Here is a 25,443-nt window from a genome sequence, read left to right on the forward strand (position 1 = left end):
TTTTTAAACGGGTTACATTCAATTATGCAACCTATATTTAAAATGACAAATACTGAAGTAAACTTAAAAAACACAATAAAGTTTTAACCGCATCCATCAGTAAATAAGCAAGTTAGAGTCTTATTAACTAAATAACAAGATAAAGTTGTATTTATTTACATACGGATATTAACCACTTGCTAGCGCTAGTATTTACTAGTGGCGGCATTAATTATGCTTTAAAATCAAGATTCACTTACTCAATACGGCACTAGTTTTAATTAGCGCTAGCGAGAGAACTACTTTAGAATTTCACCTACAAAACCGAAAACAAACTTATAAACACTTGTAAACCCAATAAAACCTCCCTTTCAACTAAATGAAAAAGAAGTTTTAAATAATTTGACTAATTGATTGATGAAGAACCGCTAATGCTATTAACCCTTCTGTAAGCCTTTTAAAATAATAATGCCAATTCGTGGTAAAATAAATGTAATACAGCCAAATACAGTAGTTAAAAAGGCTACTTTAAGTCCTGCGGCCATCATGCCTTGGCTAATACCACCAATAGACTCTATAGCATCAAAGGCTGTAATCATGCCAATTGTAGAACCTAAAAACCCAAATACTAAACCTAACATACTAACATCGGATGCTAGTTTGGTCATTTTTTTAGATTTCAATACATCCTTTTTCAAATTAACAAAGCCCATAACGAGAAACGCTATAGCCAACAACAGACAAATTAATATTAAGGACATAAATAGTGGTCCGCCTTCCATAAATCTATCTACAAAAACATTCAAGAAAACAACTGATAACATAAACATAATTAATTGGTTTTAATTAAACATGGTACAAACATATAGCCTTAATGTGTACTAAAAATTAATATGCGACGGATAACGAATTTAGCAATTAAAACAGCAATATGCTAAAACCGTAATTAAATCGGTTATTCGTCTACAAAATATTTAAGCCCTTAAAATTTATAGTATTATTGTAATATAAATGGAAATGTGTTTTTACTTTATTAAGCTAAGCACAGTTTAATCTAGAATAATACGTTTTAAAACGGAATATTTTATCCTCGAAACAAATTTCACTCCTAAAAATGAGTAAAAACACACTCGAATTGACAAAATTCCTAAAATATTTGTAATGCTAACAAAGCAATTCATTTTAAAAAAAATAGGACAGGTAATACTTCACATCGCCTTTTGGTGCGGGGTCTTGTTATTTTACACCTATTTTTTTGGTGTAGATAGCAGCGATTTTAGTTACGTGTTATCCTTCTCGCTATTTTTAATGCCCATTACTATTGCAACAACCTATGTTTTTATTTATAAAATAATACCAGAATACCTGATTATAAAACGCTACGCTTTATTTGGATTGTACAGTTTATACACCTTAATTATATCGACGTATCTTATTCTTTTATCTGTGTTTTACGGCTTAGTTTACCTTTCTAATTTTAAGTATGCTAATATGGCGCCGATAAGTAAAAGCTTATTATTAGTGGCTATTGCAGTTTACTTGGTAGTTGTTATGGTAAGTGCTTTTAAGCTTTTAAAACTGAATTTAAAACACACCGAAGACACCAAAAAACTAGAAACTAAAATTCTTGAAACCCAACTAAAACTAAAAGAGCAAGAGTTAAATTATTTGAAGATGCAAATTCACCCACATTTTCTATTTAACACCTTAAACACCATGTATGGTTTTGCTTTAAAGAAAGCAGACGAAACGCCCGAAATGATTTTAAAGCTTTCAAATTTGTTGGATTATTTATTGTATCAAGTAGATAAACCTTTTGTTTCGCTTAATGATGAAATTCATCATATTAACGATTATATCGAGTTAGAAAAAATGCGTTTTAATAACACGCTACACATAGATTTTAAAACTAAAAACATACTTACAGAAACTAAGATTACCCCTATGCTCCTACTTCCCTTTGTTGAGAACAGTTTTAAACATGGCAGTTTAAAAAATGGTATTCTAAACGTAAACATCAATTTGTATTGCGAAAATAAAAGCCTTTTTTTTACTATTGAAAACACTAGTAATGCTAATACGGTTTCAGAAAATGGCATAGGTTTAGATAACATTAAAAAGCGATTAGATTTACTCTATAAAAACCAATACACGCTTCAAATTAATAATGAAAACGGATTATTTAAGGTACATTTAATGCTTAATATGGTTAATTAATGACAGCAAGTAAAGACATATCGTGCATTATTGTTGATGATGAAGCTATTGCCAGAGAGGTTATTGCAACCCATGTAGCCAAAATACCAAACATTACTGTAGTAGCGCATTGCACCAATGCTATTGAAGCTTTTAATGCGCTAAGGGAATATAAAGTCGATTTAATTTTTCTGGATATAAATATGCCCGAAATCTCAGGTATTTCGTTTGCAAAATCTATAAATACTGATGTTAAAATAATATTTTCCACCGCCTATCGCGATTATGCCGTTGAAGGATTTGAGTTGCAAGCGGTAGATTATTTATTAAAACCCATTTCTTTTGATAGATTGCTAAAAGCGGTAAATAACTATTTTGAAATTTATGCGCATGTAAACACCATTGAACACCCCGAAACAGTCAATAATAATTTTATGTTCGTGCGTGCAGATAGACGCATGATAAAAATTGATTTTGAATCTATTATTTATATTGAAAGCTATAGTGATTACATTAAAATTCATTTAGCCAATAAAACTATTGTAACTAGAGAAACTATTAGCGCTATAGAAGCCAAACTACCCAATGCTCAATTTTTAAGAATACACCGATCTTATATAATAGCATTAAAACATATAGAATCTTTTACTAACGAAGAAATAACCATTAATAACACTGCTTTAACCATAAGTAGAAGTTACAAAAAGGATGTATTAAAGATTCTAGAAAAGTTCTAAAAACCAAAAAACCCTTTCCAAATTAATGAAAAGGGATTTAAATATAGAAAGTTTCAATATTAACAAGTATTAACCAACCAAATTAACCCTAACTTATAGAAAACTCTGTTTATATATAACTAACTACAATTTACTTGTTATACCAGGGCGCAAGTATTAACTAACTTTTCTTTTGCTCTTTTAATTCTCATTTTAACTGCACTTGTTCCAAGACCTAAAACCTCTTCAATATTTTTAATAGACAAATCGTTTTGGTATTTTAATAATAAAATTGATTTGTCTTCAGCAGAAATCATGCTTAAACCGTAGTTTAACTTATCAACCAAATCCTGGTTGCTATAACTTTCTTCAATTAAATCGGCTGCATCATAATAATCAGGAAAACGCTTTTCGTATTTTTTTACTTTATTTCTAGATAAATAATTTACGCAATGATTATATGTAAAAGAATATACCCAAGTTGAGAATTTAGAATCTCCTTTAAAACTTGAAAGTTTTACATATAACTTTAAAAAGATGTCTTGAGTTAAATCTTTAGCTTCGTCTTCATCGTTTACAAAAGAATAACATTTATTGTAAATGCGCTTTGAAAATCTATCGTATAAAATTTCAAATAAAGCTGAGTCATTTTTTACTACTATTGCGGATACTAATTGTTCGTCTGTCAAAATTAAAAGGGTTATTGGTTATTGATACTCCAATATTACAGAATAGATACCCCGATGAACTTTTTAAACAAAATTGGTCAACCAAATCGATTAAAGACTCATTTAATCGTTTAAAGGTGATTATATGCGACAGAAAAAACCTATTTCAATAATTTTAAGTAAATTTAAAAAAAAATAAATCTATTAAATTCATCCCGTTTCAATACTTTTTTAAATAAAAAAACCTCTTCAGTTATGATGAAACTCATAACGAAAGAGGTGTAATATAAGAGTAGAGAGTTTTTCGGTTTACAGAAAAGTAACCAACCAAATTTTAACCCTAACTTAAAGTTAATCCTGTATACTTACTTGACTCTCTACAATATCTTTAATTGGTACTATTAATTTTCCTTCTTCAGTCTTAATGGTTACGGTTATCCCGTCAATAGATTCAATACTTCCTTTTAAATTATTGAATTCTATTTTCTGGCCTAACTCATATGTTTTTCTAGTATAAAAAGTTCTTAGCAGGTCGGCTACTACCTTTTGTGCTCCTAAACCTAACGCTAGTGCAAAGGCTATTAAAAAGGCCGCCAAAATCATGGTTAAATTGCTCGTTATTATTTCGGTATCTATACCCGCTTGATTTAATGCTGTAATAGATACAAAAATTAAAATAAGAAAAAAGACTACCTGACTAATCATTTTCGCTCCGGATAAATCCATCGACTCAAAAAATGATTTTATACCTTTCTTAATAAGGTTAGCAAGTATTAATCCTACTGTAAAAATTACTAAGGCTGCAAATAACTGTGGTAATAAGCCTAACAAGTTGCTAATTTGCTCAGAGATCATAGTAAGGTTCATAATATCCGATGCCATAATAAATAGCATGATATACATTACCCATTTAACAAAACTCGACACAATTTTTATGGTGTCGAAATTTAGTTTTTTGCCTTCTACAATTTCTATTTCGTTAATAGCATCATCTAACTTTTCTGCCTTGGCAAGCTTTAAAGCTTTTTTAATAATCTTAACTACTAATTTTGTTATTAGCCATCCAAATACAAGTACAATGATGGTACCTATTATATTTGGAAATATTTTTGATATTTCAAGCCACATCGTTGTTAAAGATTCCATGGCCATGTCTTTCCATTGTGTTGCTTTATCCATAATTATTTATTTTTTTGTTAGGGTTGTTGTTGGTTAAATTTTAATTATCGGAATTTCTATTTTTCATTACAGTTTCTATAACATCTCCTATATTATATGAAAATAATGACGCCAAATCCATTATAAGCTTTGCCATAGCAATATCGCTCATTACCTTTGTTTTAAGTTCTGGTGGAACTTCTTTAAGGGGCCGGTCTATTAATTTGAATGGATCTTCCATTATTTATAGTTTTCGTTATACACTGCTATTAGCTTTTCCTTAGCACGTTTAATTCGCATTTTAACCGCACTTTCTCCAATCTCCATAGCATTTACAATTTCCTTTATAGAAAGGTTATCTTGATACTTCATCAATAAAATCATCTTCTCTTCTGGAGAAATTAATTCTAATGCCACTTTCAATCTATCAACCTTCATACTAAGGAAACTACTATCGTCTTCCTCTTCTTCTGAAAGATTTTCTATATCCTTATAATCAACCGACTGTTTTTCAAATTTTTTAGCTGTATTTCTTGTTACATAATTAACACAGTGATTATATGAAAAAGCATAAAGCCACGTTGAAAACTTAGATTTTCCTTTAAAACTAGCCAATTTAACAAAGAGCTTTAAAAATATATCCTGAGTTAAATCTTTAGCTTCATCGCCATCCTTTGCGAACCCATAGCATTTGTTATAAACTAACGTAGCGTACCTATCATATAAGGTTTCAAAAAGCAAAGTATTATTAGTCTCCACTATCGCTTCCACTAATTCCTCGTCAGTTAGATTATTTATGTTGTTAAGGGTTTTCAAAATTAGCTTTCGCTATTTAGTTGTTATAGGTATTAAGACACAACCTTTTGTAAAGAGTCACAAAAAATAGTAGATATTCAAATATTACTTACATATTTACAGGCGATTCAACGAACTTTATCTTTTTAGAATCTATAAACATTTAAATTACAATGATTTAATATATTTTTATTGATGCATTATATTATAATAATAAATGAAATTAAACTTTTGTTAAGGCTCATTTTAATGCCTTAACTTATTAGGGATATTCCTAAATTTGCTCAAAATCAATTTTTATGAAATTCTTTTACACCTGCTTAATTGTTACTTTTTTTGTTTTACCTTTTAAAAGTCATGCCTTTGATGATTTTTGGGGAGCCACTGGCCACCGTGTTGTTGGTAAAATAGCCGACGATCATTTATGCGGAAAAACAAAAAGACAAGTTAAACGCCTTTTAAAAAGAAAGTCACTAGCTTTCGTATCTACATTTGCCGATGAAATAAAATCGGATAAGCGCTACAATGAATTTTATACTTGGCACTATATTAATATGTCTCATGAAGAGAACTATGAAGACTCGAAAGTAAACCCTAAAGGCGATTTAGTTACAGGTATTGAATATTGCAAAAAAATTATAAGCGATAAAGATGCTACTGATGATGATAAAGCGTTTTACTTAAAACTATTAATACATTTAGTGGGCGATTTACACCAACCTATGCACGTAGGCTTACAAGAAGATAAAGGAGGTAACGATTTTAAAGTACAATGGTTTTATGAAGATTCAAATTTACACCGTATTTGGGATTCTGAAATGATTGAGAGTTTTAATATGAGTTATAATGAACTTGCTGAAAACGCCGATGTTTTATCTAAGAAGCAAGTAAAAGCTATTCAAGAAGGAACTGTTGTTGATTGGGTAAATGAAACACACGAACTTACTAAAAAGGTATATGCGTCTGCGAAACCAGGTGATAATTTAAAATACCGCTACTCTTACGAAAACTTTGATACCGTTAGAAGCCAGTTACAAATTGCAGGCATTCGTTTGGCTAAGGTTTTGAATGATTTGTTTTAACAAAAATAACTTGTATATTAAATAAAAAAGGCTGACTTTAATAATTAAAGTCAGCCTTTTTTATTATAAGATTCCTGCCTTCGCAGGAATTAGATATGTAACGCTCTATCTTCAGTGGCAGCTAAAGCCGCTTCTTTAATAGCTTCTGTAAATGTTGGATGTGCATGAGACATACGAGAAACATCTTCGGCAGAGGCCCTGTATTCCATAGCAACAACAGCTTCGGCAATCATATCTGCAGCACGAGCTCCAATCATATGTACACCTAAAATTTCATCGGTAGTTTTATCTGCAAGAATTTTTACAAAACCATCTAAATCCATACTTGCTCTACTTCTACCTAAAGCACGCATTGGAAACGATCCTACTTTATAATTAACACCTGCTTCCTTAAGTTGCTCTTCTGTTTTACCAACAGCAGCCACTTCTGGCCATGTATAAACAACACCTGGAATTAAGTTATAATCAATATGAGGTTTTTGACCTGCTAAAGTTTCAGCTACAAATACACCTTCTTCTTCTGCCTTGTGTGCCAACATAGCACCTTTAACAACATCGCCAATAGCATATATGTTTGATGCAGATGTTTGTAAATACGAGTTTACTTCAACACGACCTCTATCGTCTAATTTTACTCCTGCAGCTTCAGTATTTAAACCATCTGTATATGGCTTACGACCTACAGAAACTAAACAGTAGTCGCCTTTAAACTCAACTTCTTCTCCTTTTTTGTTATCGGCTTTTACAATTACTTCATCGCCAACGCGCTCTACCGATTTCACTTTGTGAGAAACCTGCATTTTAAACTTCGCTTTTTTGAAAACTTTGTTTAATTCTTTAGATAAGCCAGCATCCATTGTTGGAATAATTCTATCCATATACTCAACAACAGTAACTTCTGCACCTAAACGACGGTAAACTTGCCCCAACTCTAAACCAATAACACCACCACCAATAACAATTAAATGTTTAGGGATTTCTTTAAGTTTTAAAGCTTCGGTTGACGTTATGATGCGTTCTTTATCAATATTTATAAATGGCAAGCTTGATGGCTTACTACCTGTAGCAATAATGGTGTTTTTTGCTTCAATCTCGGTAGTTTCCTCACCATTAATAGTAATATGAGTGGCATCTTTAAAGCTACCCAAACCTTGGTACACATCAATATTGTTTTTCTTCATTAAAAAATCAATACCTCCAGTGGTTTGGTCTACAACAGCTTGTTTACGAGCAATCATTTTCTCTAAATTCACTTTTACCTCACCAGGAATTTCAATACCATGCTCTTCAAAATGCTTTACCGCATCGTCGTAATGGTGTGAAGAATCTAAAAGTGCTTTACTTGGTATACAACCTACATTTAAACAGGTTCCTCCTAATGTTGAGTATTTTTCTATAATGGCCGTTTTCATGCCTAATTGCGCGCAACGTATAGCTGCAACATATCCTCCGGGTCCAGAACCAATAATGGCTACATCGTATGAATTCATATAATAATTTTGAGATTTTCTATTTATAAATCGAAAATCAAAAATACGAATTTAGATTCAAGGTAATTAATGGATTAACAGTTTTTTTGAGGAAATTAATCTAATTTATAAATATCTTTAAGAATCCACTCCAACTCGGTATCAATTCCCGATTGAATATCAATTAAATTAGGTAACACCTCTACATCTGGTTTAATGCCATAACCATCTGGATTTTGCTTTTGTGGCGCTTCTATTTGCATTAAGCCCATGCCTACTTTAACTTGAGAAACAGGTAATCTATAAATTTTAAAAACGCCTGCTACCGTACCATTATAGGCACCACCAGTTTCTTCGCCTATAAACGTAGCGCGTTTTGTGGCTTTTAAATGTGTTGAAAGTAAGGAGGATGCCGAAAACGAATTACCGTTTATTAAAACATATAACCTTCCAGTATATGCTAATGGTTTAGGTGCTTTCATTTTAGTGTACTTCTTAAAATTAAAATAGATTTTATCGTTATGTTTTTTAGTTTTTATTAAACTATAAGTCGCAACCACGGGATAAAACAACGAACCAATTATTTTTATACTATTAGGTGTGGTATTACTCATTACAGATTTTATAAATGGCGTCCTACTCGTTACCTCACTTTCTTTAATAAATTGAAACGGTTTATTAGCTAAATAACCATATAAATAATCTATTTCGGCTATTCTTCCGCCTCCATTATCCCTTAAATCTAGAATAAAGTGTGTTGTGTTTTTGGCATCTATTTCAGCGAAACTTTCTTTATAAAAACGTTTATAATTGCCGTTGGTAAAACTTCTTAATTTCATATAGGCTACGGTGCTATCCTTTCCTATGTACTTAAAATTTCTGGTAAAGTTTTTATCCTTTGGTATATACCCTAATTTCCTTTTGTGCTTTCTAAATTGTTTTTTTGCTAGTCTATTTTCTTTTTTCTCTTTTAGACTAAGTTTTTTAGGTTTTATGTCTTCCGCGGAAGCGCTAATTGAATCTTTCTTATCTTTTTTTGGATTTTTATCGATACGCCTTAATACTTTTGAAAATACAGAATCCTTAGCTTTAAAAGTTGCCTGTAAACTATCTAGAAACCCTTTATCTCTGTAATAATACAATGAAAAGGTTTTGGACACATATCTGTTATACAGTGTTTTATTATAGCCATCGGAAGCAAAACGTGTTTTATATACTTCTGCCAATTTTGTTGCCGACTCGCCATTAATACGCACAATTTCTTTTCCTATTAAAGTAGAATCGTTTCCTTTATAATTTTTCACCCAAAGTTTACCGTCTAGATAAACGATATCTAAATCGTAAAACTCAAATTTTTTCTTTTTTAATGCCTTAAGTTCTTTTCTTGTAAACCGCTTACCTTCTAGCCCAACCGAAACATGACCTTGCTTAACTTGTGCCACAACCGGAGCTAATTGCTTATAAAACGCTCTGGAATCCATAGGTAGATTAATGGCTTGTTTTAAACTATCAAACTTAAAATCTAAAACCGCTTTAGGTGTGTATTGATATAACTTAGGATGATGGCGTTTAAGTTGCTTATATAGCTTATCAATATCTTGATGTAAGTCTTGTACCGTATGTAACTTGGCAATTTGTGTATTATATTTTTCAACACTCTTACAAGACACCAAAACGGCTATTAATACTAATGTATATAGCATTTTTTTCATAAGAGCTAAAATAGTGCTTCTAGCTAAATCTTTTAAATGCATTAATGTTTGTTTAACTTTTAGATAAATTCGAATGAAATTCTGTAATTTTGTACGGCATGCAAAAAAACATAAACATACAAAATAAGAAAGCGCGCTTTCTATACGAAATTCTAGATAAATATACCGCTGGTATTGTACTAACGGGTACCGAAATTAAATCTATAAGAAGTAGTAAGGCCTCTATAGCCGAAAGTTTTTGCGAGTTTAGCGAAAATGGTGAACTATTTGTGGTGAATATGACTATTCAAGAATATGCCTTTGGTAACTACTATAACCATAAACCAAAAGCAACTAGAAAACTACTTTTAAATAAAAAGGAACTTAAAAAGTTAAATAAGGAAGTACAAAATTCTGGGTTAACCATTATTCCGTTACGCCTTTTTATAAACGATAAAGGTTACGCCAAACTAGATATTGCATTGGCTAAGGGTAAGAAATTATTTGACAAACGCGAATCGATTAAAGATAGAGACAATAAGCGCGATCTAGATAGAATAAAAAAAGCTTACAAATAGTATTATATATTTTTTAACGCTTTGACTAGTTAATTTTTACTAATTTTCAATTTTAAATCTACTAAATGAAAAAGTTATTTATTCTTATTTTGCTCAGTGTTTTAACCATAAACCTTCAAGCTCAAGATAAACATAAAGACAAAGGCGAAAAATCAGAAAAAGAAACTGTAGAATTTATAGTAGATAGCACTTCTGTTTTAACCTTAGATAAAACTATAGAAACCTTATATAACGTTATTTCGGGCGAGAAAGATGAAGAAAGAAATTGGAAACAATTTAAGTTTCTTTTTAAACCTGATGCTAAATTAATTCCGTCGGGAAAAGATAAAGAAGGTAATTTAAAAGTAGTTTACATGTCTCCTGGAGATTATATAAAAAGCTCGGGGAAATGGTTAGTTGAAAACGGTTTTATAGAAAAAGAGATACACAGAAAAGTGGATACGTTTGGCAATATTGCTCAAGTTTTTAGTACTTATGAATGTTTTAAAAGCAAAACAGACGACACACCTTTTATGCGAGGCATTAATAGTATTCAATTATTAAATGATGGTGAACGCTGGTGGATTGTTAATGTGTTTTGGTCTCAAGAATCTCATAGACACCCTATTCCTGAAACGTATTTACACTAAAAATGTGTAATATGGATAATTCTAATACGGAAGAAACTTTTTGGACGCAACGCTATTTAGATAACCAAACCGGTTGGGATATTGGCGAACCATCAGCACCTTTAAAAGCATATATTGATCAATTAGAAAACAAGGATTTAAAAATTTTAATTCCCGGTGCAGGTCATGCTTACGAAGCCGAATATCTATTTAACAAGGGCTTTAAAAATGTTTATGTCTTAGATATTTCTAAAGAACCTTTGGACGCTTTAAAAAAACGCATTCCAGAATTCCCCGTGAACCAAACAATTCAAGGCGATTTCTTTACACATAATAATACGTACGATTTAATTATAGAGCAAACCTTTTTCTGCTCCTTTCCTCCTACCAAAAGTAATAGACAACAATACGCTGCTAAAATGCACGAATTACTAAACACTAATGGCAAACTAGTTGGCCTATGGTTTTCAATGCCATTAACAGGCGATATGGAAAAACGTCCTTTTGGTGGTTCTAAACAAGAATATTTAGGCTATTTCGAGCCCTTTTTTAGTATTATTACTTTAGAGGATTGCTATAATTCCATTGCACCACGACAGGGTAATGAGTTGTTTGGTATTTTCATGAAGAAATAAGAATACTAATTCTTATCCTCCAGCAAAGGCACAAACCTAAATTCGCCAAACTCTTCTTGCTCAAATTCTTTAGGGCCTTTTCTGGTAAACATATTCATGATTTGCACATCGTCGCCCACAGGAATAACAAGTCTTCCTCCTATTTTCAATTGGCTTAACAACGGTTTTGGCACAAAAGGTGCTCCTGCTGTTACTATTATGCCATCAAAAGGTGCCTCGTCTACAAGTCCTATGTAACCATCGCCAAAAATTAACTTCTTAGCACGATAGCCTAATTTTGGTAGAAACTTACTCGTTTTTTTGAACAGCTCATTTTGGCGCTCAATACTATAAACTTTAGCCCCCAATTCGCATAAAACAGCAGTTTGATAACCACTACCCGTACCAATTTCTAGAATTTTGTCTCCAGGTTTAATTCTTAATAATTCCGATTGAAAAGCTACCGTGTAAGGTTGAGAAATGGTTTGGTCTGCACCAATAGGAAATGCTTTATCTTGATAAGCATGGTCTAAAAAGCTAGAATCCATAAACAAATGCCTCGGTATTTTACCTATGGCGTTTAAAACACGGGTATCTGTTATCCCTTTGTTTTCTAATATTTTAACGAGCTGCTGTCTTAATCCTTGATGCTTAAATGTGTCTTTCAATGCTGGCGTGGTTTAGTTGGATAAAATTAGGCAAACATTTTTAAGCTAAAAACTATTTATTGAGATTTTATTTTTCGCCATTTATAGGCCAAATTTTTAGATTAATTTCCTAACTTCATCTTTTAATTATCTTATTTTTGTTGAAAACGTATAAATTATGCTAAAAGCTGGAGTTCTTGGTGCTGGTCACCTAGGAAAAATTCATTTAAGACTTCTTAAACAATCTACAAAATACGACCTTATTGGGTTCTATGATGCCGATGAAACAAACGGTAAAAAGGTAGAAGCCGAATTTGGATATAAATTTTTCAACTCTATAGATGCGCTTATTGATGCTGTAGATATGGTGGATATTGTTACGCCAACCTTGTCGCATTACGATTGTGCGAAACAAGCTATTGCTAAAAACAAACATGTTTTTATTGAAAAACCTATAACTAATACGGTTGAAGAGGCAGAACATATTAGAGAACTGCTAGCAGAACATAATCTACGCGGACAAGTAGGCCATGTAGAGCGTTTTAATCCGGCATATCTTGCTGTTAAAGATGAAATTAACTCGCCTATGTTTATCGAAACACATCGATTGGCAGAGTTTAATCCTAGAGGTACCGATGTTCCTGTGGTTTTAGATTTAATGATTCATGATATTGATATTATACTTAGCGTCGTAAAATCGAAGGTTAAACATATTTCGGCAAGTGGTGTTTCAGTAATTAGTGATACCCCAGATATTGCCAATGCGCGTTTAGAGTTCGAAAATGGCTGTGTTGCCAATTTAACAGCGAGTAGAATTTCACTTAAAAACATGCGTAAAGCACGCTTTTTTCAAAAGGACGCTTATATCTCTGTAGATTTTCTTACTAAAAAATGTGAGGTGGTAAAAATGAAAGATGCTCCTGAAAACCCTGGCGATTTCGATATGGTGTTACAAAATGCCGAAGGCGTAAAAAAACAGATCTATTTTGATAATCCATCGGTATTAGAAAACAATTCTATTTTAGATGAATTAGAAACCTTTGCCGATGCTATAAATAACAACACTACACCAATTGTATCTTTACATGATGGTACCGAAGCACTTCGTGTGGCTACCCAAATAATAAATGCCTTTTAAATGAAAAAAATAGCAATAATTGGTGCAGGCACTATGGGTAATGGTATTGCGCATACCTTTGCGCAATCTGGATTTAAAGTCTCGCTTATAGATGTTAATGAAACCGCTTTAGAAAAAGGCATGAATACTATTGCTAAGAATTTAGATAGAATGATTGCTAATGAAAAAATTTCGGAAGCAGATAAAACTAATACTCTAGCAAATATAAGCACATACACCAATTTAGAAGACGCTGTAAAAACCATAGATTTAGTTGTTGAAGCTGCTACTGAAAATTTAGAATTAAAACTTAAAATATTTGAAACTTTAGATGAAATTTGCTCGGAATCAACAATTCTAGCAACCAATACTTCGTCTATATCCATAACACAAATTGCAGCTGCAACATCTAGACCAGAGCAAGTTATTGGTATGCATTTTATGAATCCGGTTCCAATCATGAAACTGGTTGAAATAATTAGAGGATACAGCACAAGCGAAGCTGTTACTAATACTATCATGGACCTATCTAAAACCTTAGGTAAAGATCCAGTAGAAGTTAATGATTATCCTGGTTTTGTAGCCAACCGGATTTTAATGCCCATGATAAACGAATCTATTGAAACCCTTTATAACAGTGTTGCTGGTGTTAATGAAATTGATACGGTAATGAAGTTAGGAATGGCGCACCCAATGGGACCATTACAACTTGCGGATTTTATTGGACTAGATGTTTGCTTGTCTATTTTAAATGTAATGTATAACGGCTTTAAAAACCCTAAATATGCCCCATGCCCATTATTAGTTAATATGGTGCAAGCAGATAAATTAGGTGTAAAATCTGGTGAAGGGTTTTACGATTATTCCGAAAGTAGAAAAGCAGAAAAGGTTTCGAAACAGTTTTTAAAATAATGATTGAAACCAAGGCTTTTTCATTAACTAAAGAGAACTATTATAAAATTGTTTTATTAACGCGATTTAAAAAATCATGGTGGCTTTACCTTATCATGATACTTATTGCTATTTTCAATTTACCTAAGTTTGGAAACGATAGTTTTAGTACCTTTTTTATTATTTTCTCATTTTCATACCCTTTCATAATATCAATTTACCTCTATTTTTGGACAAGTTTAAAAGGCCATAAACCCATATTTTCAAAAACCCATTTATCTTTTAATAATGAGTATTTGCATTTTAAAAGAGCAGGAAATGAATCGAAATTAGTGGCGAATAGCATCCAAAAAGCAGTTTCAAAAAACAACTATTGGTTAATATATATTGCTAAAAGTCAATTTATTTACGTCCCAAAAAATATTTTTCATAATGTTAACGATTTAGAGGCTTTTTCTAAATTAATAAAACAGAATTTATAGATACATGAGTATTAAAGAAAACCTAAACAACATAAAATCTAAACTTCCAGAGCACGTCACCTTGGTGGCCGTTTCAAAAACCAAACCTGTTAGCGATTTAATGGAAGCTTATGAAGCGGGTCAGCGTATTTTTGGAGAGAATAAAATCCAAGAAATGGTAGAAAAACACCAAGACATGCCAAAGGATATTGAATGGCATATGATTGGTCATGTACAAACAAATAAGGTTAAATACATGGCCGAATTTGTGAGCTTAATTCATGGTGTTGATAATTACAAATTATTAAAAGAAATTAATAAGCAAGCAAAAAAACATAATCGTGTAATTGATTGCTTGTTACAACTAAAAATAGCATCAGAAGACTCTAAATTTGGAATGTCTTTTGAAGAAGCATCAGAAATTATTCAATCTGAAAAATTTTCAGAATTAAAAAATATTAATGTGGTTGGCGTTATGGGAATGGCTACTTTTACTACTGATGAAAACCAAATAACCAATGAATTCAATCGTTTAAAATTCGCTTTCGATGCTTTAAAAGCCCTACAAACCCAATACTGCAGATTAAAAACTATTAGTATGGGTATGAGTGGCGATTTTCCTTTAGCAATTGCAGCTGGTAGTACAATGATTCGAGTAGGAAGTAGTATATTTGGTTCACGAAATTATACAAATTAAAAAATAAAGTTATACTATTTACGCAATACTAGACATAGAAACCACAGGTGGTAAATTTAATGAAGAAGGTATAACTGAAATTGCTATTTATAAATTTGATGGTCATGAGGTGGTCGATCAATTTATAAGCTTAGTAAACCCAGAACGCGACATCCAACCTTTTGTAGTAAACCTAACAGGAATTAATAGTAATATGCTTCGTAATGCACCTAAATTTTATGAGGTTGCTAAGCGTATTGTAGAAATTACTCAAGACTGTATTCTTGTGGCGCATAATGCCCAATTCGATTACCGCATTTTAAGCACAGAATTTAGACGATTAGGTTTCCATTACGAGCGTAAAACCTTATGTACTGTAGAGCTTTCAAAAGATTTAATTCCCGAACAAGACTCTTATAGCCTAGGAAAATTAGTGCGATCATTAGGTATCCCTGTAACCGACAGACATCGGGCTTCGGGTGACGCTTTAGCAACCGTAAAACTTTTTAAATTACTACTGGCTAAGGACACCACTAAAACCATTATACAAAAATCTATAAAGCTTAGCGCCAAACGCAAAATGGAGCCCAAGCTATTGGATATTATTGAAACATTACCTTCTATAACTGGCGTTTATTACATTCATAAATCTGATGGAGACATCATTTATATTGGCAAGAGTAACAATATAAAAAAACGTATTAATCAGCATTTTACGGGCACCAATTCCAAATCAAAAAAATTACAATCTAAAGTAGCCTCGGTAACGTATGAAGCTACAGGTAGCGAATTGGTAGCACTGTTAAAAGAAAGCGAAGAGATTAAAAAGAACAAGCCATTACATAACAGAGCTTTACGACGTTCAACATTTACGCACGCCTTATATGTTTTTAAAGACGACAAAGGTTACTTAAACCTTAAAATTGATGTTGCCGATGGTCGTAAAAAAGCCATAACAACCTTTAGCAATCGCGAAAGCGGAAAAAGTTTTATTACTCGAGCTGTTGAAGATTATAACTTATGCCAAAAACTTTCAGGCTTATATAAAACAAAAACAAGTTGTTTTGGATACGACATTAAAGCTTGTAAAGGCGCTTGTATTCAAGAAGAATCTCCAGAATCTTACAACAAACGTGTGGAGGCTTTAATTGAAAAAAACAGCTACTCTAACAAAAATATGGTTATTATTGATAGAGGTCGAGAGGTTGATGAGCGCAGTGCTATATTAATTGAAAACGGCGTTTTTAAAGGCATTGGCTTTTTCAATTTAAACTACCAAATAACTAACCTTAAGGTTTTAGAATCTATTATTACACCCATGCAAAATAATAAAGATGCACAGCATATTATTCAAAACCACCTAAGAAAAAACAAACGTTTAAAAATTATTTCATTAGATTAACTATGTCTAAATTTACTTTACTCTTTATTCTTCTTATTAGTTTTACCTGTCTTGCTCAAGAAAATTACAACTCAGAATCTTACAATGTTACACTTGGCGATATAACAAGTAATACCTTCTTAAAAGATTCCACTGCCAATGCAATAGTTATTTTTGAACACGGAAACAGCTATGTTGATAAAAATGATTTTGATTTAAGGACGGAAAAAAAACATAAAACTAAAATTTTAAACAGGCAAGGATTTAATCATGCTAATATTGTTATACACCAATATAAAAACGGTAATAGCAAGGAATATATTGAAGATATTTTTGCAACTACTTATAATCTAGTTAATAATAAAGTAATAAAAACCCAATTACAAGAAAAAGATATTTTTATAGAAGAATTTAATGAAAACCATACTATTATAAAATTTACGCTACCAAACATAAAGGAAGGCTCGATTATTACGTATAGTTATAAAATAAGATCTCCGTTTATGTTTAAATACCACGGATGGAATTTCCAAAGCGAAATACCAAAACTTTATAGTGAATATAATACAAGTATTCCAGGAAACTGGCTGTACAACATTAAACTAGTTGGTGGTAAAAAATTAGTATTAAACGATTCTAAAATAGAAAAAAACTGTTTAAAAATGTTTAATGGTGCAAGTGCCGATTGTGGCGTAAGCAAATATGCCATGAAAGACATACCAGCATTTATAGAAGAAAACTATATGACTACAAGGGCTAATTATTTAGCCCGTATAGAATACGAGTTACAAACTTTTAGAGGTATGGATGGTACAATAAAACATTATACCAAAACATGGGATGCCGTTGATAAAGAGTTAAGAACCGATAAAGAAATTGGTAAACAACTCAAAAAAAATATAGATGCCGAAAATATATTACCCAACCATATTTATAACGAACCAGATATCTTAAAAAAAGCAAAATTAATCTATAAATACGTTCAGCATAATTATACATGGGATGAAGAATATAAAATATTCTCTAACACCTCAATAAAGGATATTTTAAAAAACAAATCTGGTAATGTGTCTTCTATAAATATTCTACTTCACAATTTATTAAAAGCATGTAATGTTAATGTAAATCCAGTAATATTATCAACAAGAAATAATGGTTATCCTACCGATCTCTTCCCTGTACTTTCAGAATTTAACTATCAAATTGTACAGGCTTCTATTAATGAAAACGTATATTTATTAGATGCAACCGATAAATATTTAAATTTTGGCGAAATCCCATTTAGATGTTTAAACAACAAAGGTCGACTTATCGATTTTAAAAACGGAAGTTCATGGATTACCCTAAAACCAAGTATAACATCAAATATATTTTATCAAGCAAATTTAAAATTTAATGAGGATGACCAACTTGTAGGAACCATAAAATCTAAAAGGACTGGCTATCACGCATTACATAAAAAAAAGGCATACTATTCAAACTCTAGTGACTATTTAGACAAACTAGAGAACAATTTCCCATATTTAGAAATATCAAATTTTAAAATTACTTCAGATATTGAAACAAGTAAAGACTTTAAAGAAACCTACAATTTAGAATATAACTTTAATGAAGCAGGAGATAATATTTATCTAAACCCATTTTTTGTAACATTTTTTAAAGAAAACCCCTTTAAATTACAAGAAAGAACATATCCTATAGATTTTGGATATAGCGATAGTTATTTTTATATGTTTAATATAGAATTAAATGATCATTACAGTATTGTAGAAATACCTAAAGAGCAAAAAATAGCACTGCCAAACAATACAGGTCAACTGGTGTTTAGCCCAAAACAAGTTGGTAATAGCATCAATTTCTTATTCAAAATTGATTTTAAAACACCAATTTACGACGTAGATTATTACCCCTATTTAAAAGCGTTTATGAGTAAGATAGTCGATATTCAAAACAACACACTCATTTTATTAAAAAAAACCATTTAAGCTACTAGTAAAAAGTAACTTAACTTTTTGCTACATTTACTATCATGAAAAAGTTATTCGATAAACATTGGAAAGCTAGGATCTATAAAATTATTTATCATTCGGATACACCGGCTGGAAAATTGTTCGATCTTGTACTTTTAGTAGTTATACTAGCAAGTATATTATTGGTAATGCTTGAAAGTGTTAATACTATTGATGCCGAATATCATACCTTTCTTAACATTGCCGAATGGATAATTACCATACTTTTTACTATCGAATATATTTTAAGAGTTATTACCAACTCTAGTCCAAAAAAATATGTTTTTAGTTTTTATGGCATTATTGATTTGCTTTCAACAATACCTAAATATTTATCGTTTTTCTTAGTAGGATCGCACTCCTTAGTAGCTTTAAGAGCATTACGTTTAATGCGTATTTTTAGAATTTTAAAATTAGCCCGTTTTATGGGCGAATCCAATAATTTTTTAAAAGCACTGCGCGCTAGTAGAGTTAAAATTGCTGTTTTTGTATCGTTTGTGGTTATTATTTGTGTTATTCTTGGTACCGTTATGTATCTCGTTGAAGGCGAACAAGACAGTGGCTTTACAAGTATTCCACGAAGTGTATATTGGGCTATTGTAACGCTTACTACTGTAGGTTATGGCGATATCGCTCCTGTAACTCCTGTGGGACAATTTCTGGCCTCTGTTATTATGATAATAGGTTACGGTATTATAGCTGTACCCACTGGTATTGTTAGTGCTGAGTTTGCTTCACAGAAAAAGGTAGAAATAAAAGAAGAGGAAGAAATTATAATAGAAACTAAAACCTGTAAAGAATGTTTAACAAGCGATGTGCGTAGCGAAGCTAAATATTGCTATGTGTGTGGTGCAGAAATAGTCTAACTTTTATCTTTTAACTTCTGAAAACAAACAACAAATACCTTATTTCCATAATAGGCCCAACAGCCATAGGAAAAACGGCACTTAGTATTAAGTTGGCGCAGCATTATAGCACCGAAATTATATCGGCAGATTCACGCCAGTTTTTCAAAGAAATGAAAATAGGTACTGCCGCACCATCACCCCACGAACTTGCAGGTGCTAAACATCACTTTATACATCATAAATCGATAAAAGACAATTACAATGTTGGTGCTTTCGAAAAGGATGCACTGCAATGCTTAAACACCTTGTTTAAAGCTCATAATGTGGTAGTTATGGTTGGTGGCTCAGGCTTGTATGTCGATGCCGTTACAAAAGGCTTAGACCATTTTCCAGAAGTAGATCCTAGCATTCGCGAAGCCTTAAATTCCCAATTAGAAACCCATGGGCTAGAATCGCTTCAAGCCCAATTGCAAGCATTAGATATTACGTCTTATAATAGCATAGCCATAGCTAATCCACATCGTGTAATTCGCGCTTTAGAAATTTGCATAGGCACAGGTAAACCGTATTCTTCCTTTTTAAACCAAGGGAAAGCAAAACGAAATTTTAAAACCATTACTATTGGTTTAATGGCAGATAGAGCTCTTATTTACCAACGTATTAACCAGCGTGTAGATATTATGATGGCTGAAGGTTTATTGGACGAAGTAACAGCATTACTAGACTACAAGAACCTTAATGCTCTAAACACGGTTGGATACAAAGAACTTTTCAGCTATCTAGAGGGCACTTGGGATTTAGAGTTTGCTACCTCCGAAATTAAAAAAAACACGCGTCGTTTTGCTAAACGTCAGCTTACCTGGTTTAAAAGACAAGAAGATACCCTTTGGTTTAATTTCGATACAACAATAGAAACCATTACAAAACAATTAGACGCCCATATCATTTAATACTATGCATAACGAAAATGTTTTAGATAATCCAGTTTGGTTTTCAATAACAGATAAACATACACAACAAGGAATAGATTATGGTTACACTAAAATGTATCATCCAGATTTTACACCTTTTGGGGCGTTTATAAAAGGAGCAGATACCGCTGCTGCTATAATGGAACATGCTAAATTAACGCCTTCCTTTTTTATGGTAGGCGAAAAACCTAAAATGCCTTCATCTTTTAAACCACCTATTCAGTATGTTGGTTTACAAATGATACTTTATAAAAAAATAGACCATCTAATAACCGAAAGCATTGTAGAACTTAAACCAAGTCATCATGAAGAAATCATGGATTTGGTTGCCATCGCTTACCCTGATTTTTTTAAACCTAAAACCGATACCTTAGGACGCTACTTTGGCATTTTTAAGGATGAAAAATTGGTAGCCATAACAGGCGAACGCATGCAAACAGAGCAGTTTACCGAAATTAGCGGTGTAATAACACACCCAAATTATGTTGGGAATGGTTACGCTAAACAGCTAGTTACCCATACATCTAATAAAATATTTGAAAAAAATAAAACACCTTTTTTACATGTGGACCAAACTAATCTCGGACCTATAAATCTGTATAAAAAACTTGGTTTTGTTACGCGAAGAAAATTAGAATTCTGGCAAATAAACAGGTACTAATACCAAAATATAAAAGTAGATTTACTGCATAGTAATATCGCTATATTTAGCATTAATTAAAATTGTTTTTCCAATAGAAGGATTTCCTGTAGAAAAATTAGAGGTATTACTTTTTACAGCCTGATCATCTGGCTGTACCAAACGAGAATGTGTACCTTTATACTGCAAACTATAGTCTGTTTTAGGCAATCCAATAACAGCATTACTATTTTGTAAAATAATATTTAAGTTATTAAAACTATCTTCAATACTATAAATATCTACATCGCCAATATTACTATCTATTATAGCACTTCCTGTTAAAGTTTCTATATCTACCTCCGATGATGTTAGGTTTAAAACCAAATGAGCAACATGCTCAATATCTGCACTTTTAACATAATTTAAATTCAACTCACCCAAATTCCAGTGCGTAATCTGTATTGGCGAATATGAAGCATTAATGGAAGTAGAACTTCCATTAATGCTTAATGCTTTAAACTTTGTATAAGCTAAATCTGCTTTTAAATTATCTATATTATTAGCAAATTCTATCTCGCCATACTTAACATTTACTCGTAATTTAGCATCCTTAGGTATTTTAATTTTAATCGTTTTTTTAACTTTAATAGACAATTTATTATCCAAAAGCCTTTCTATTTCTAGCTCTCTTTTTTTAATTAAAACAGCACGTTCCTTAAGGTGCGCTTTACGGTCTTTAACATGTTCCTTAGCCATTTCGCGATGCATCATAGCGCGTTCCTTTTGTGCCGCCATACGTTCGGCATTGGCAGCAATATGTTCTGCTTGGGCTTCCACTCTACTGGCTTGAACTTCCATACGCTCTGCAAAACGCTCACCCCATTCTTCCATACGTTCGGCATATTTTTCGCCCCATTCTTCTCCAAACTTCTCGCCCCAAGCTTCCATTTTTTCAGCAAAATCATCACCATACTTTTCACTCCACTCTTTTCCAAATTTTTCTCCCCAAGCTTCCATTTTTTTAGCGTAGTCTTTGCCGTATTTAGACTCAAATTTACGCGACCATTTCTCCAAATAATCCTCTCCCTGCTCTTTATAGGCTTCATAATCAAAAGCAATAGCATTAACGCCTTCTGGTAATTCGGGTAATTCGGGCATTTCAAACATTTGTGGTATTTCTGGCATTTCCGGTATTTCCGGAATATTAATATGCATCTCTGGCATATCTGCAAGTTCAAATTTTAATTCATTTAAAATTGCACCAACACCATAATTGTCGTCGCAATTATCGCAATCGTAAGCCTCATGATGTGCCCACATAGCATTTGGAGCATGTCCACTACCGGCATTAATTGTTACCTTATTTGTGGTAGCATCAATATCTATATGCCATTGCTTTAAAGCATCGTCTAATTGGTCTTTGCTTAATTTTTCGCCTTCAACATAAGCCTCTATCTCTACAGTGTTTTTGTTCCATGTATCAAACACAATATTGCAGTAACTTGTGTTTAAATCTACCACAACATCTTTATCTACTTTTATAGATTGCGATACTTTAGTTAATTTTTGTTGTGCTGCCATACTTCCCGAAATAAGAAAGCAGAGCACCACAAATTTGATTTTTATATAAAAACTGTTCATTTTTTGATTTTTTTAGATTGATTGAGATACCTCATTGGCTAAACCATCAGAAGTATTAAATGTTTTTAATTGTGCTCTCAATCGATACAATAAATTTAAACGCAATTTTAAATTATCAATTAAGGCATTAACTGTTAACTCACTTGGTCCAGACTCGGTTAACTCTAAAGATAGTTTTTGGTAGGCTTTATCAAGTTCATTTAACTGGTTTAAATACCCATCAAACAACTCCTTAGTTTCTGGAGCATAGGTCATTTTTGCCAACTCTAAATTTATGCTGGCTAAATAATAATCCTCCACTTTTTTTAAACCTGGGGATATATCACCCAACGATTTTGTTTCCATAGTTTTAGTAGTAACAACCGCTGGCATGTTACCATTTATTGGCGATTCTATTAATTTATAAGCTCCAAAACTTACCCCTAAAAGCACAACAATACTAGCGGCAATTTTAAGCCAACCAAATGTAGCAGCTTGCTTTTCGGGCATTGCAACATCCAATTTTTCAAGAAAACGATTTTGATGGTTTTTAGGCATCTCCTCATGTTTTATCTGGTCGGTTTTAAACAACTCTCTAATGTCTTGTGCCATCTTTTTTAAGTGTTAACAGTTTTTGTAATTTTACTTTTCCTCTAGATAGTTGTGTTCTCGATGCCACTTCAGAAATATCTAGAATCTCCGAAATTTCTTGATGGTCGTAACCTTCAATCAAATATAGCATCACAACATATTTATACGTTTCTGGCAATGCGTTAATAGCCAATTTAACATCGCTTAATGTTACCGTATCTTCTACCAACCATTTGTCGTCTTTAGGCGTATCAATAACCTTAAGGTGCACCTCGTTTAACTCAACAAGCGTGTGCTTTTTAGCCTTTAAAAAATCGATACTCTTATTCACCACAATACGTTTTAACCACGCACCAAAAGTAACCTCAGCTTGGTATTGATGCAGCTTGGTAAACGCCTTAATAAACGCCTCTTGTACCACATCTTCAGCATCGGCAGCATCCTTTAAAAACCGTTTTGCAACAATATACATACCATCGCAGTACTGGTTGTATAACTGCAATTGCGCCTTCCGGTTATTCCGTTTACATTGCTCAATAATGTCAACTTGAAACATGCTTCCTTTACTTTTGGTTGTTATCCACATTATGCATCATGCAGATAGGTTAGTTCGTTTAAAAGACGATTAAAAAATAAGAGTGTTGCAAAAACTTTAATTTTTTTCAAAAAAAATAATTTGAGCACTACCACAAGGGTCGGGCTTTCCGCTACAAGTCCTCGTTCCTCCTACGTCGGGCTGTGGGCTATCCGCTACAATCCCTAGCGCGGGTTAGTTTGCAGGTGGCAGTTCAAAAACATAGGTACAAGCTCGGTTTGCATGCTACTTTAAACATCTGTTGCCAACCATTTGTATTGTGTTATTTCTCCCTCACAACAAATCTAAATAATTTAACGTTTCTACTTTATCAGTTATTTCAATTAAATTATCTTTATACCTTAATAAATATCTCTAAATGAACACCTTTTTAAAGCGCACCTTAATCCTATTATCAATAATAGCTTTAGGTTTATTTTTATATTCAACTTTTGTCGAAAACATTTTTGCAAAACGATTAAGTCCAAAAGATACTGTAGAATTTAAATTAAACGACTTAAAACTCGAAGTATTTTATAACCGTCCATACCGTAAAGGCCGCGAAATTTTTGGCGCTTTAGTACCATTTAACCAAGTTTGGCGTACAGGAGCAAACGAAGCTACAACCTTCGAAACCAACAAAACGCTACAAGTAAACGGCATGCCATTAGCAGCAGGAAAATATACCCTTTGGACCGTTCCAAAGGATTCCACATGGAATGTTATTTTTAATTCTAAACAATACTCTTGGGGTGTAAATGCCGAAATGCAACCTATGTGGGACCCCAATTACGATGCTTTAAACATTGAAGTGCCTGTACAAAAGTTACCAAACCATGTCGAGCAATTTACTATTGCTTTCGATAATTCTACCGATAATCTGTACTTAACCATGGCATGGGACGATGTAAAAATTGCAGTGCCTCTTAAATAAAGTATGAATGACCATTTAATAAAGAACCTTAAACTAAAAGTGTTTTGGAATTTATTTTGGAACATCTTAATTTTTAGTGGAGTTCTTTACCTTATAAACAGTAATACGGATATGGATATGGATTGGTATTCAATCCCTTTAATTTTATTTTTTTCGATTTTTTATCTATTTAAGGACAATAAAATTATACTTGAAATCCTTCAGAATCATGATGAAATAACTATTATAAGCTACTCTATTATAAAAGGTAGAAAAAAATTGATTTTAAATATTAACGAGATTATTAAATTAGATTTCTACAAAGGCTTTGTAATTAAATATAAAAACTCATCCATAAAAACCACAGAAACATTTCAGATAAATGCAGAACCTTGGAACAATATTTACGAACAAATTAAAAGATTAAAATTAAAAGTTCAGGATTTTGAAAAACAAAAAAAAGAGAATGTAAATTTAGCTACCCATAATTCTTAATTTAACGCTTCACCAAAACCGTTTCCAATAAGCAGTCAATAAAAATAAAATCGTAATTTAGACAAACATTCCT

General features: G+C 32.2%; 27 protein-coding genes. 17 read left to right on the forward strand and 10 right to left on the reverse strand.

The features are described from left to right. Positions 1-416: 416 nt before the first annotated feature. Entirely contained in the window at positions 417-809 is a 393-nt protein-coding gene (locus AAFN75_RS17040; RefSeq protein ID WP_411807502.1) for a MotA/TolQ/ExbB proton channel family protein, read from the reverse strand. Positions 810-1,140: 331 nt separating this feature from the next. Between AAFN75_RS17040 and AAFN75_RS17045 the strand changes: the two genes are divergently transcribed. Further along, the gene (locus AAFN75_RS17045) at positions 1,141-2,196 is read left to right on the forward strand and encodes a sensor histidine kinase (RefSeq protein ID WP_411807503.1); all 1,056 of its coding nucleotides are present in this window, start codon (positions 1,141-1,143) and stop codon (positions 2,194-2,196) included. Further along, positions 2,196-2,912: a LytR/AlgR family response regulator transcription factor gene (locus tag AAFN75_RS17050; protein WP_411807504.1), complete on the forward strand. Its 717-nt coding sequence runs from the start codon at positions 2,196-2,198 to the stop codon at positions 2,910-2,912. Before AAFN75_RS17045 ends, AAFN75_RS17050 begins: the two co-directional genes overlap by 1 nt. 137 nt (positions 2,913-3,049) lie before the next feature. Here AAFN75_RS17050 and AAFN75_RS17055 read toward each other — a convergent pair whose 3' ends face one another. The 3 genes from AAFN75_RS17055 to AAFN75_RS17065 form a co-directional block, all read right to left on the reverse strand. Next, the gene (locus AAFN75_RS17055) at positions 3,050-3,580 is read right to left on the reverse strand and encodes an RNA polymerase sigma factor (RefSeq protein WP_411807505.1); all 531 of its coding nucleotides are present in this window, start codon (positions 3,578-3,580) and stop codon (positions 3,050-3,052) included. Between the two features lie 330 nt (positions 3,581-3,910). Continuing rightward, on the reverse strand, positions 3,911-4,738 hold the full coding sequence (locus tag AAFN75_RS17060; RefSeq protein ID WP_411807506.1) for a mechanosensitive ion channel family protein: 828 nt from the start codon (positions 4,736-4,738) through the stop codon (positions 3,911-3,913). 219 nt (positions 4,739-4,957) lie between these two features. Further along, positions 4,958-5,533, reverse strand: a complete 576-nt coding sequence (locus tag AAFN75_RS17065) for an RNA polymerase sigma factor (protein ID WP_411807507.1) — start codon at positions 5,531-5,533, stop codon at positions 4,958-4,960. A 278-nt stretch (positions 5,534-5,811) separates the two neighbouring features. Here AAFN75_RS17065 and AAFN75_RS17070 point away from each other — a divergent pair, with 278 nt between their 5' ends. Next, positions 5,812-6,594 carry a S1/P1 nuclease gene (locus AAFN75_RS17070; RefSeq protein ID WP_411807508.1) on the forward strand — a complete coding sequence of 261 codons (783 nt, stop codon included), beginning with the start codon at positions 5,812-5,814 and terminating at the stop codon, positions 6,592-6,594. Positions 6,595-6,683: 89 nt separating this feature from the next. On the opposite strand, the gene lpdA is transcribed toward AAFN75_RS17070, so the two are convergent. Together lpdA and AAFN75_RS17080 are read right to left on the reverse strand one after the other, a co-directional pair. Then, a complete protein-coding gene (gene lpdA / locus AAFN75_RS17075) occupies positions 6,684-8,084 on the reverse strand; it encodes a dihydrolipoyl dehydrogenase (protein WP_411807509.1) in 1,401 nt (466 codons plus the stop codon). 95 nt (positions 8,085-8,179) lie between these two features. Continuing rightward, the gene (locus AAFN75_RS17080) at positions 8,180-9,817 is read right to left on the reverse strand and encodes a S41 family peptidase (RefSeq protein ID WP_411807510.1); all 1,638 of its coding nucleotides are present in this window, start codon (positions 9,815-9,817) and stop codon (positions 8,180-8,182) included. A gap of 56 nt (positions 9,818-9,873) precedes the next feature. Here AAFN75_RS17080 and smpB point away from each other — a divergent pair, with 56 nt between their 5' ends. The 3 genes from smpB to AAFN75_RS17095 all read left to right on the forward strand — a co-directional run bounded on the left by smpB (position 9,874) and on the right by AAFN75_RS17095 (position 11,575). Continuing rightward, on the forward strand, positions 9,874-10,332 hold the full coding sequence (gene smpB / locus AAFN75_RS17085) for an SsrA-binding protein SmpB (protein ID WP_411807511.1): 459 nt from the start codon (positions 9,874-9,876) through the stop codon (positions 10,330-10,332). 65 nt (positions 10,333-10,397) lie between these two features. Next, entirely contained in the window at positions 10,398-10,961 is a 564-nt protein-coding gene (locus AAFN75_RS17090) for a hypothetical protein (RefSeq protein ID WP_411807512.1), read from the forward strand. Positions 10,962-10,972: 11 nt separating this feature from the next. Next, entirely contained in the window at positions 10,973-11,575 is a 603-nt protein-coding gene (locus AAFN75_RS17095; RefSeq protein ID WP_411807513.1) for a methyltransferase domain-containing protein, read from the forward strand. Positions 11,576-11,580: 5 nt separating this feature from the next. On the opposite strand, the gene AAFN75_RS17100 is transcribed toward AAFN75_RS17095, so the two are convergent. Then, a complete protein-coding gene (locus AAFN75_RS17100) occupies positions 11,581-12,222 on the reverse strand; it encodes a protein-L-isoaspartate(D-aspartate) O-methyltransferase (protein ID WP_411807514.1) in 642 nt (213 codons plus the stop codon). A gap of 157 nt (positions 12,223-12,379) precedes the next feature. On the opposite strand from AAFN75_RS17100, the gene AAFN75_RS17105 reads away from it, so the two are divergent. The 9 genes from AAFN75_RS17105 to AAFN75_RS17145 are packed head-to-tail and all read left to right on the forward strand — an operon-like array spanning position 12,380 to position 21,216. Then, complete coding sequence (locus AAFN75_RS17105; protein ID WP_411807515.1) at positions 12,380-13,339, forward strand: Gfo/Idh/MocA family protein; 960 nt, start codon at positions 12,380-12,382, stop codon at positions 13,337-13,339. Beyond that, the gene (locus AAFN75_RS17110) at positions 13,340-14,230 is read left to right on the forward strand and encodes a 3-hydroxyacyl-CoA dehydrogenase family protein (protein ID WP_411807516.1); all 891 of its coding nucleotides are present in this window, start codon (positions 13,340-13,342) and stop codon (positions 14,228-14,230) included. Continuing rightward, a complete protein-coding gene (locus AAFN75_RS17115) occupies positions 14,230-14,691 on the forward strand; it encodes a YcxB family protein (protein ID WP_411807517.1) in 462 nt (153 codons plus the stop codon). The genes AAFN75_RS17110 and AAFN75_RS17115 overlap by 1 nt, the downstream gene beginning before the upstream one ends. Before the next feature lie 4 nt (positions 14,692-14,695). Next, entirely contained in the window at positions 14,696-15,367 is a 672-nt protein-coding gene (locus AAFN75_RS17120) for a YggS family pyridoxal phosphate-dependent enzyme (protein ID WP_411807518.1), read from the forward strand. Positions 15,368-15,383: 16 nt separating this feature from the next. Beyond that, complete coding sequence (locus AAFN75_RS17125; protein ID WP_411809295.1) at positions 15,384-16,748, forward strand: exonuclease domain-containing protein; 1,365 nt, start codon at positions 15,384-15,386, stop codon at positions 16,746-16,748. A 2-nt stretch (positions 16,749-16,750) separates the two neighbouring features. Then, positions 16,751-18,712, forward strand: coding sequence for a hypothetical protein (locus tag AAFN75_RS17130; RefSeq protein ID WP_411807519.1), 1,962 nt, complete (start codon positions 16,751-16,753; stop codon positions 18,710-18,712). A 44-nt stretch (positions 18,713-18,756) separates the two neighbouring features. Then, positions 18,757-19,602, forward strand: coding sequence for an ion transporter (locus AAFN75_RS17135; RefSeq protein WP_411807520.1), 846 nt, complete (start codon positions 18,757-18,759; stop codon positions 19,600-19,602). A gap of 17 nt (positions 19,603-19,619) precedes the next feature. Further along, positions 19,620-20,534, forward strand: a complete 915-nt coding sequence (miaA, locus tag AAFN75_RS17140) for a tRNA (adenosine(37)-N6)-dimethylallyltransferase MiaA (RefSeq protein ID WP_411809296.1) — start codon at positions 19,620-19,622, stop codon at positions 20,532-20,534. Between the two features lie 4 nt (positions 20,535-20,538). Further along, a complete protein-coding gene (locus tag AAFN75_RS17145; protein ID WP_411807521.1) occupies positions 20,539-21,216 on the forward strand; it encodes a GNAT family N-acetyltransferase in 678 nt (225 codons plus the stop codon). 21 nt (positions 21,217-21,237) lie between these two features. On the opposite strand, the gene AAFN75_RS17150 is transcribed toward AAFN75_RS17145, so the two are convergent. The 3 genes from AAFN75_RS17150 to AAFN75_RS17160 form a co-directional block, all read right to left on the reverse strand. Then, positions 21,238-22,758, reverse strand: a complete 1,521-nt coding sequence (locus AAFN75_RS17150; RefSeq protein ID WP_411807522.1) for a hypothetical protein — start codon at positions 22,756-22,758, stop codon at positions 21,238-21,240. A gap of 72 nt (positions 22,759-22,830) precedes the next feature. Next, on the reverse strand, positions 22,831-23,409 hold the full coding sequence (locus tag AAFN75_RS17155; RefSeq protein ID WP_411807523.1) for a hypothetical protein: 579 nt from the start codon (positions 23,407-23,409) through the stop codon (positions 22,831-22,833). Then, positions 23,393-23,944 carry an RNA polymerase sigma factor gene (locus AAFN75_RS17160; RefSeq protein WP_092850908.1) on the reverse strand — a complete coding sequence of 184 codons (552 nt, stop codon included), beginning with the start codon at positions 23,942-23,944 and terminating at the stop codon, positions 23,393-23,395. Before AAFN75_RS17160 ends, AAFN75_RS17155 begins: the two co-directional genes overlap by 17 nt. Positions 23,945-24,341: 397 nt before the next feature. Here AAFN75_RS17160 and AAFN75_RS17165 point away from each other — a divergent pair, with 397 nt between their 5' ends. Together AAFN75_RS17165 and AAFN75_RS17170 are read left to right on the forward strand one after the other, a co-directional pair. Further along, positions 24,342-24,896: a DUF2911 domain-containing protein gene (locus AAFN75_RS17165; RefSeq protein WP_144117619.1), complete on the forward strand. Its 555-nt coding sequence runs from the start codon at positions 24,342-24,344 to the stop codon at positions 24,894-24,896. 3 nt (positions 24,897-24,899) lie between these two features. Beyond that, positions 24,900-25,370, forward strand: a complete 471-nt coding sequence (locus AAFN75_RS17170; RefSeq protein ID WP_411807524.1) for a hypothetical protein — start codon at positions 24,900-24,902, stop codon at positions 25,368-25,370. Positions 25,371-25,443: the final 73 nt, after the last annotated feature.

The sequence above is a fragment of the Algibacter sp. AS12 genome (assembly GCF_046736315.1).
Classification (GTDB): Bacteria; Bacteroidota; Bacteroidia; order Flavobacteriales; family Flavobacteriaceae; genus Algibacter_B; species Algibacter_B amylolyticus.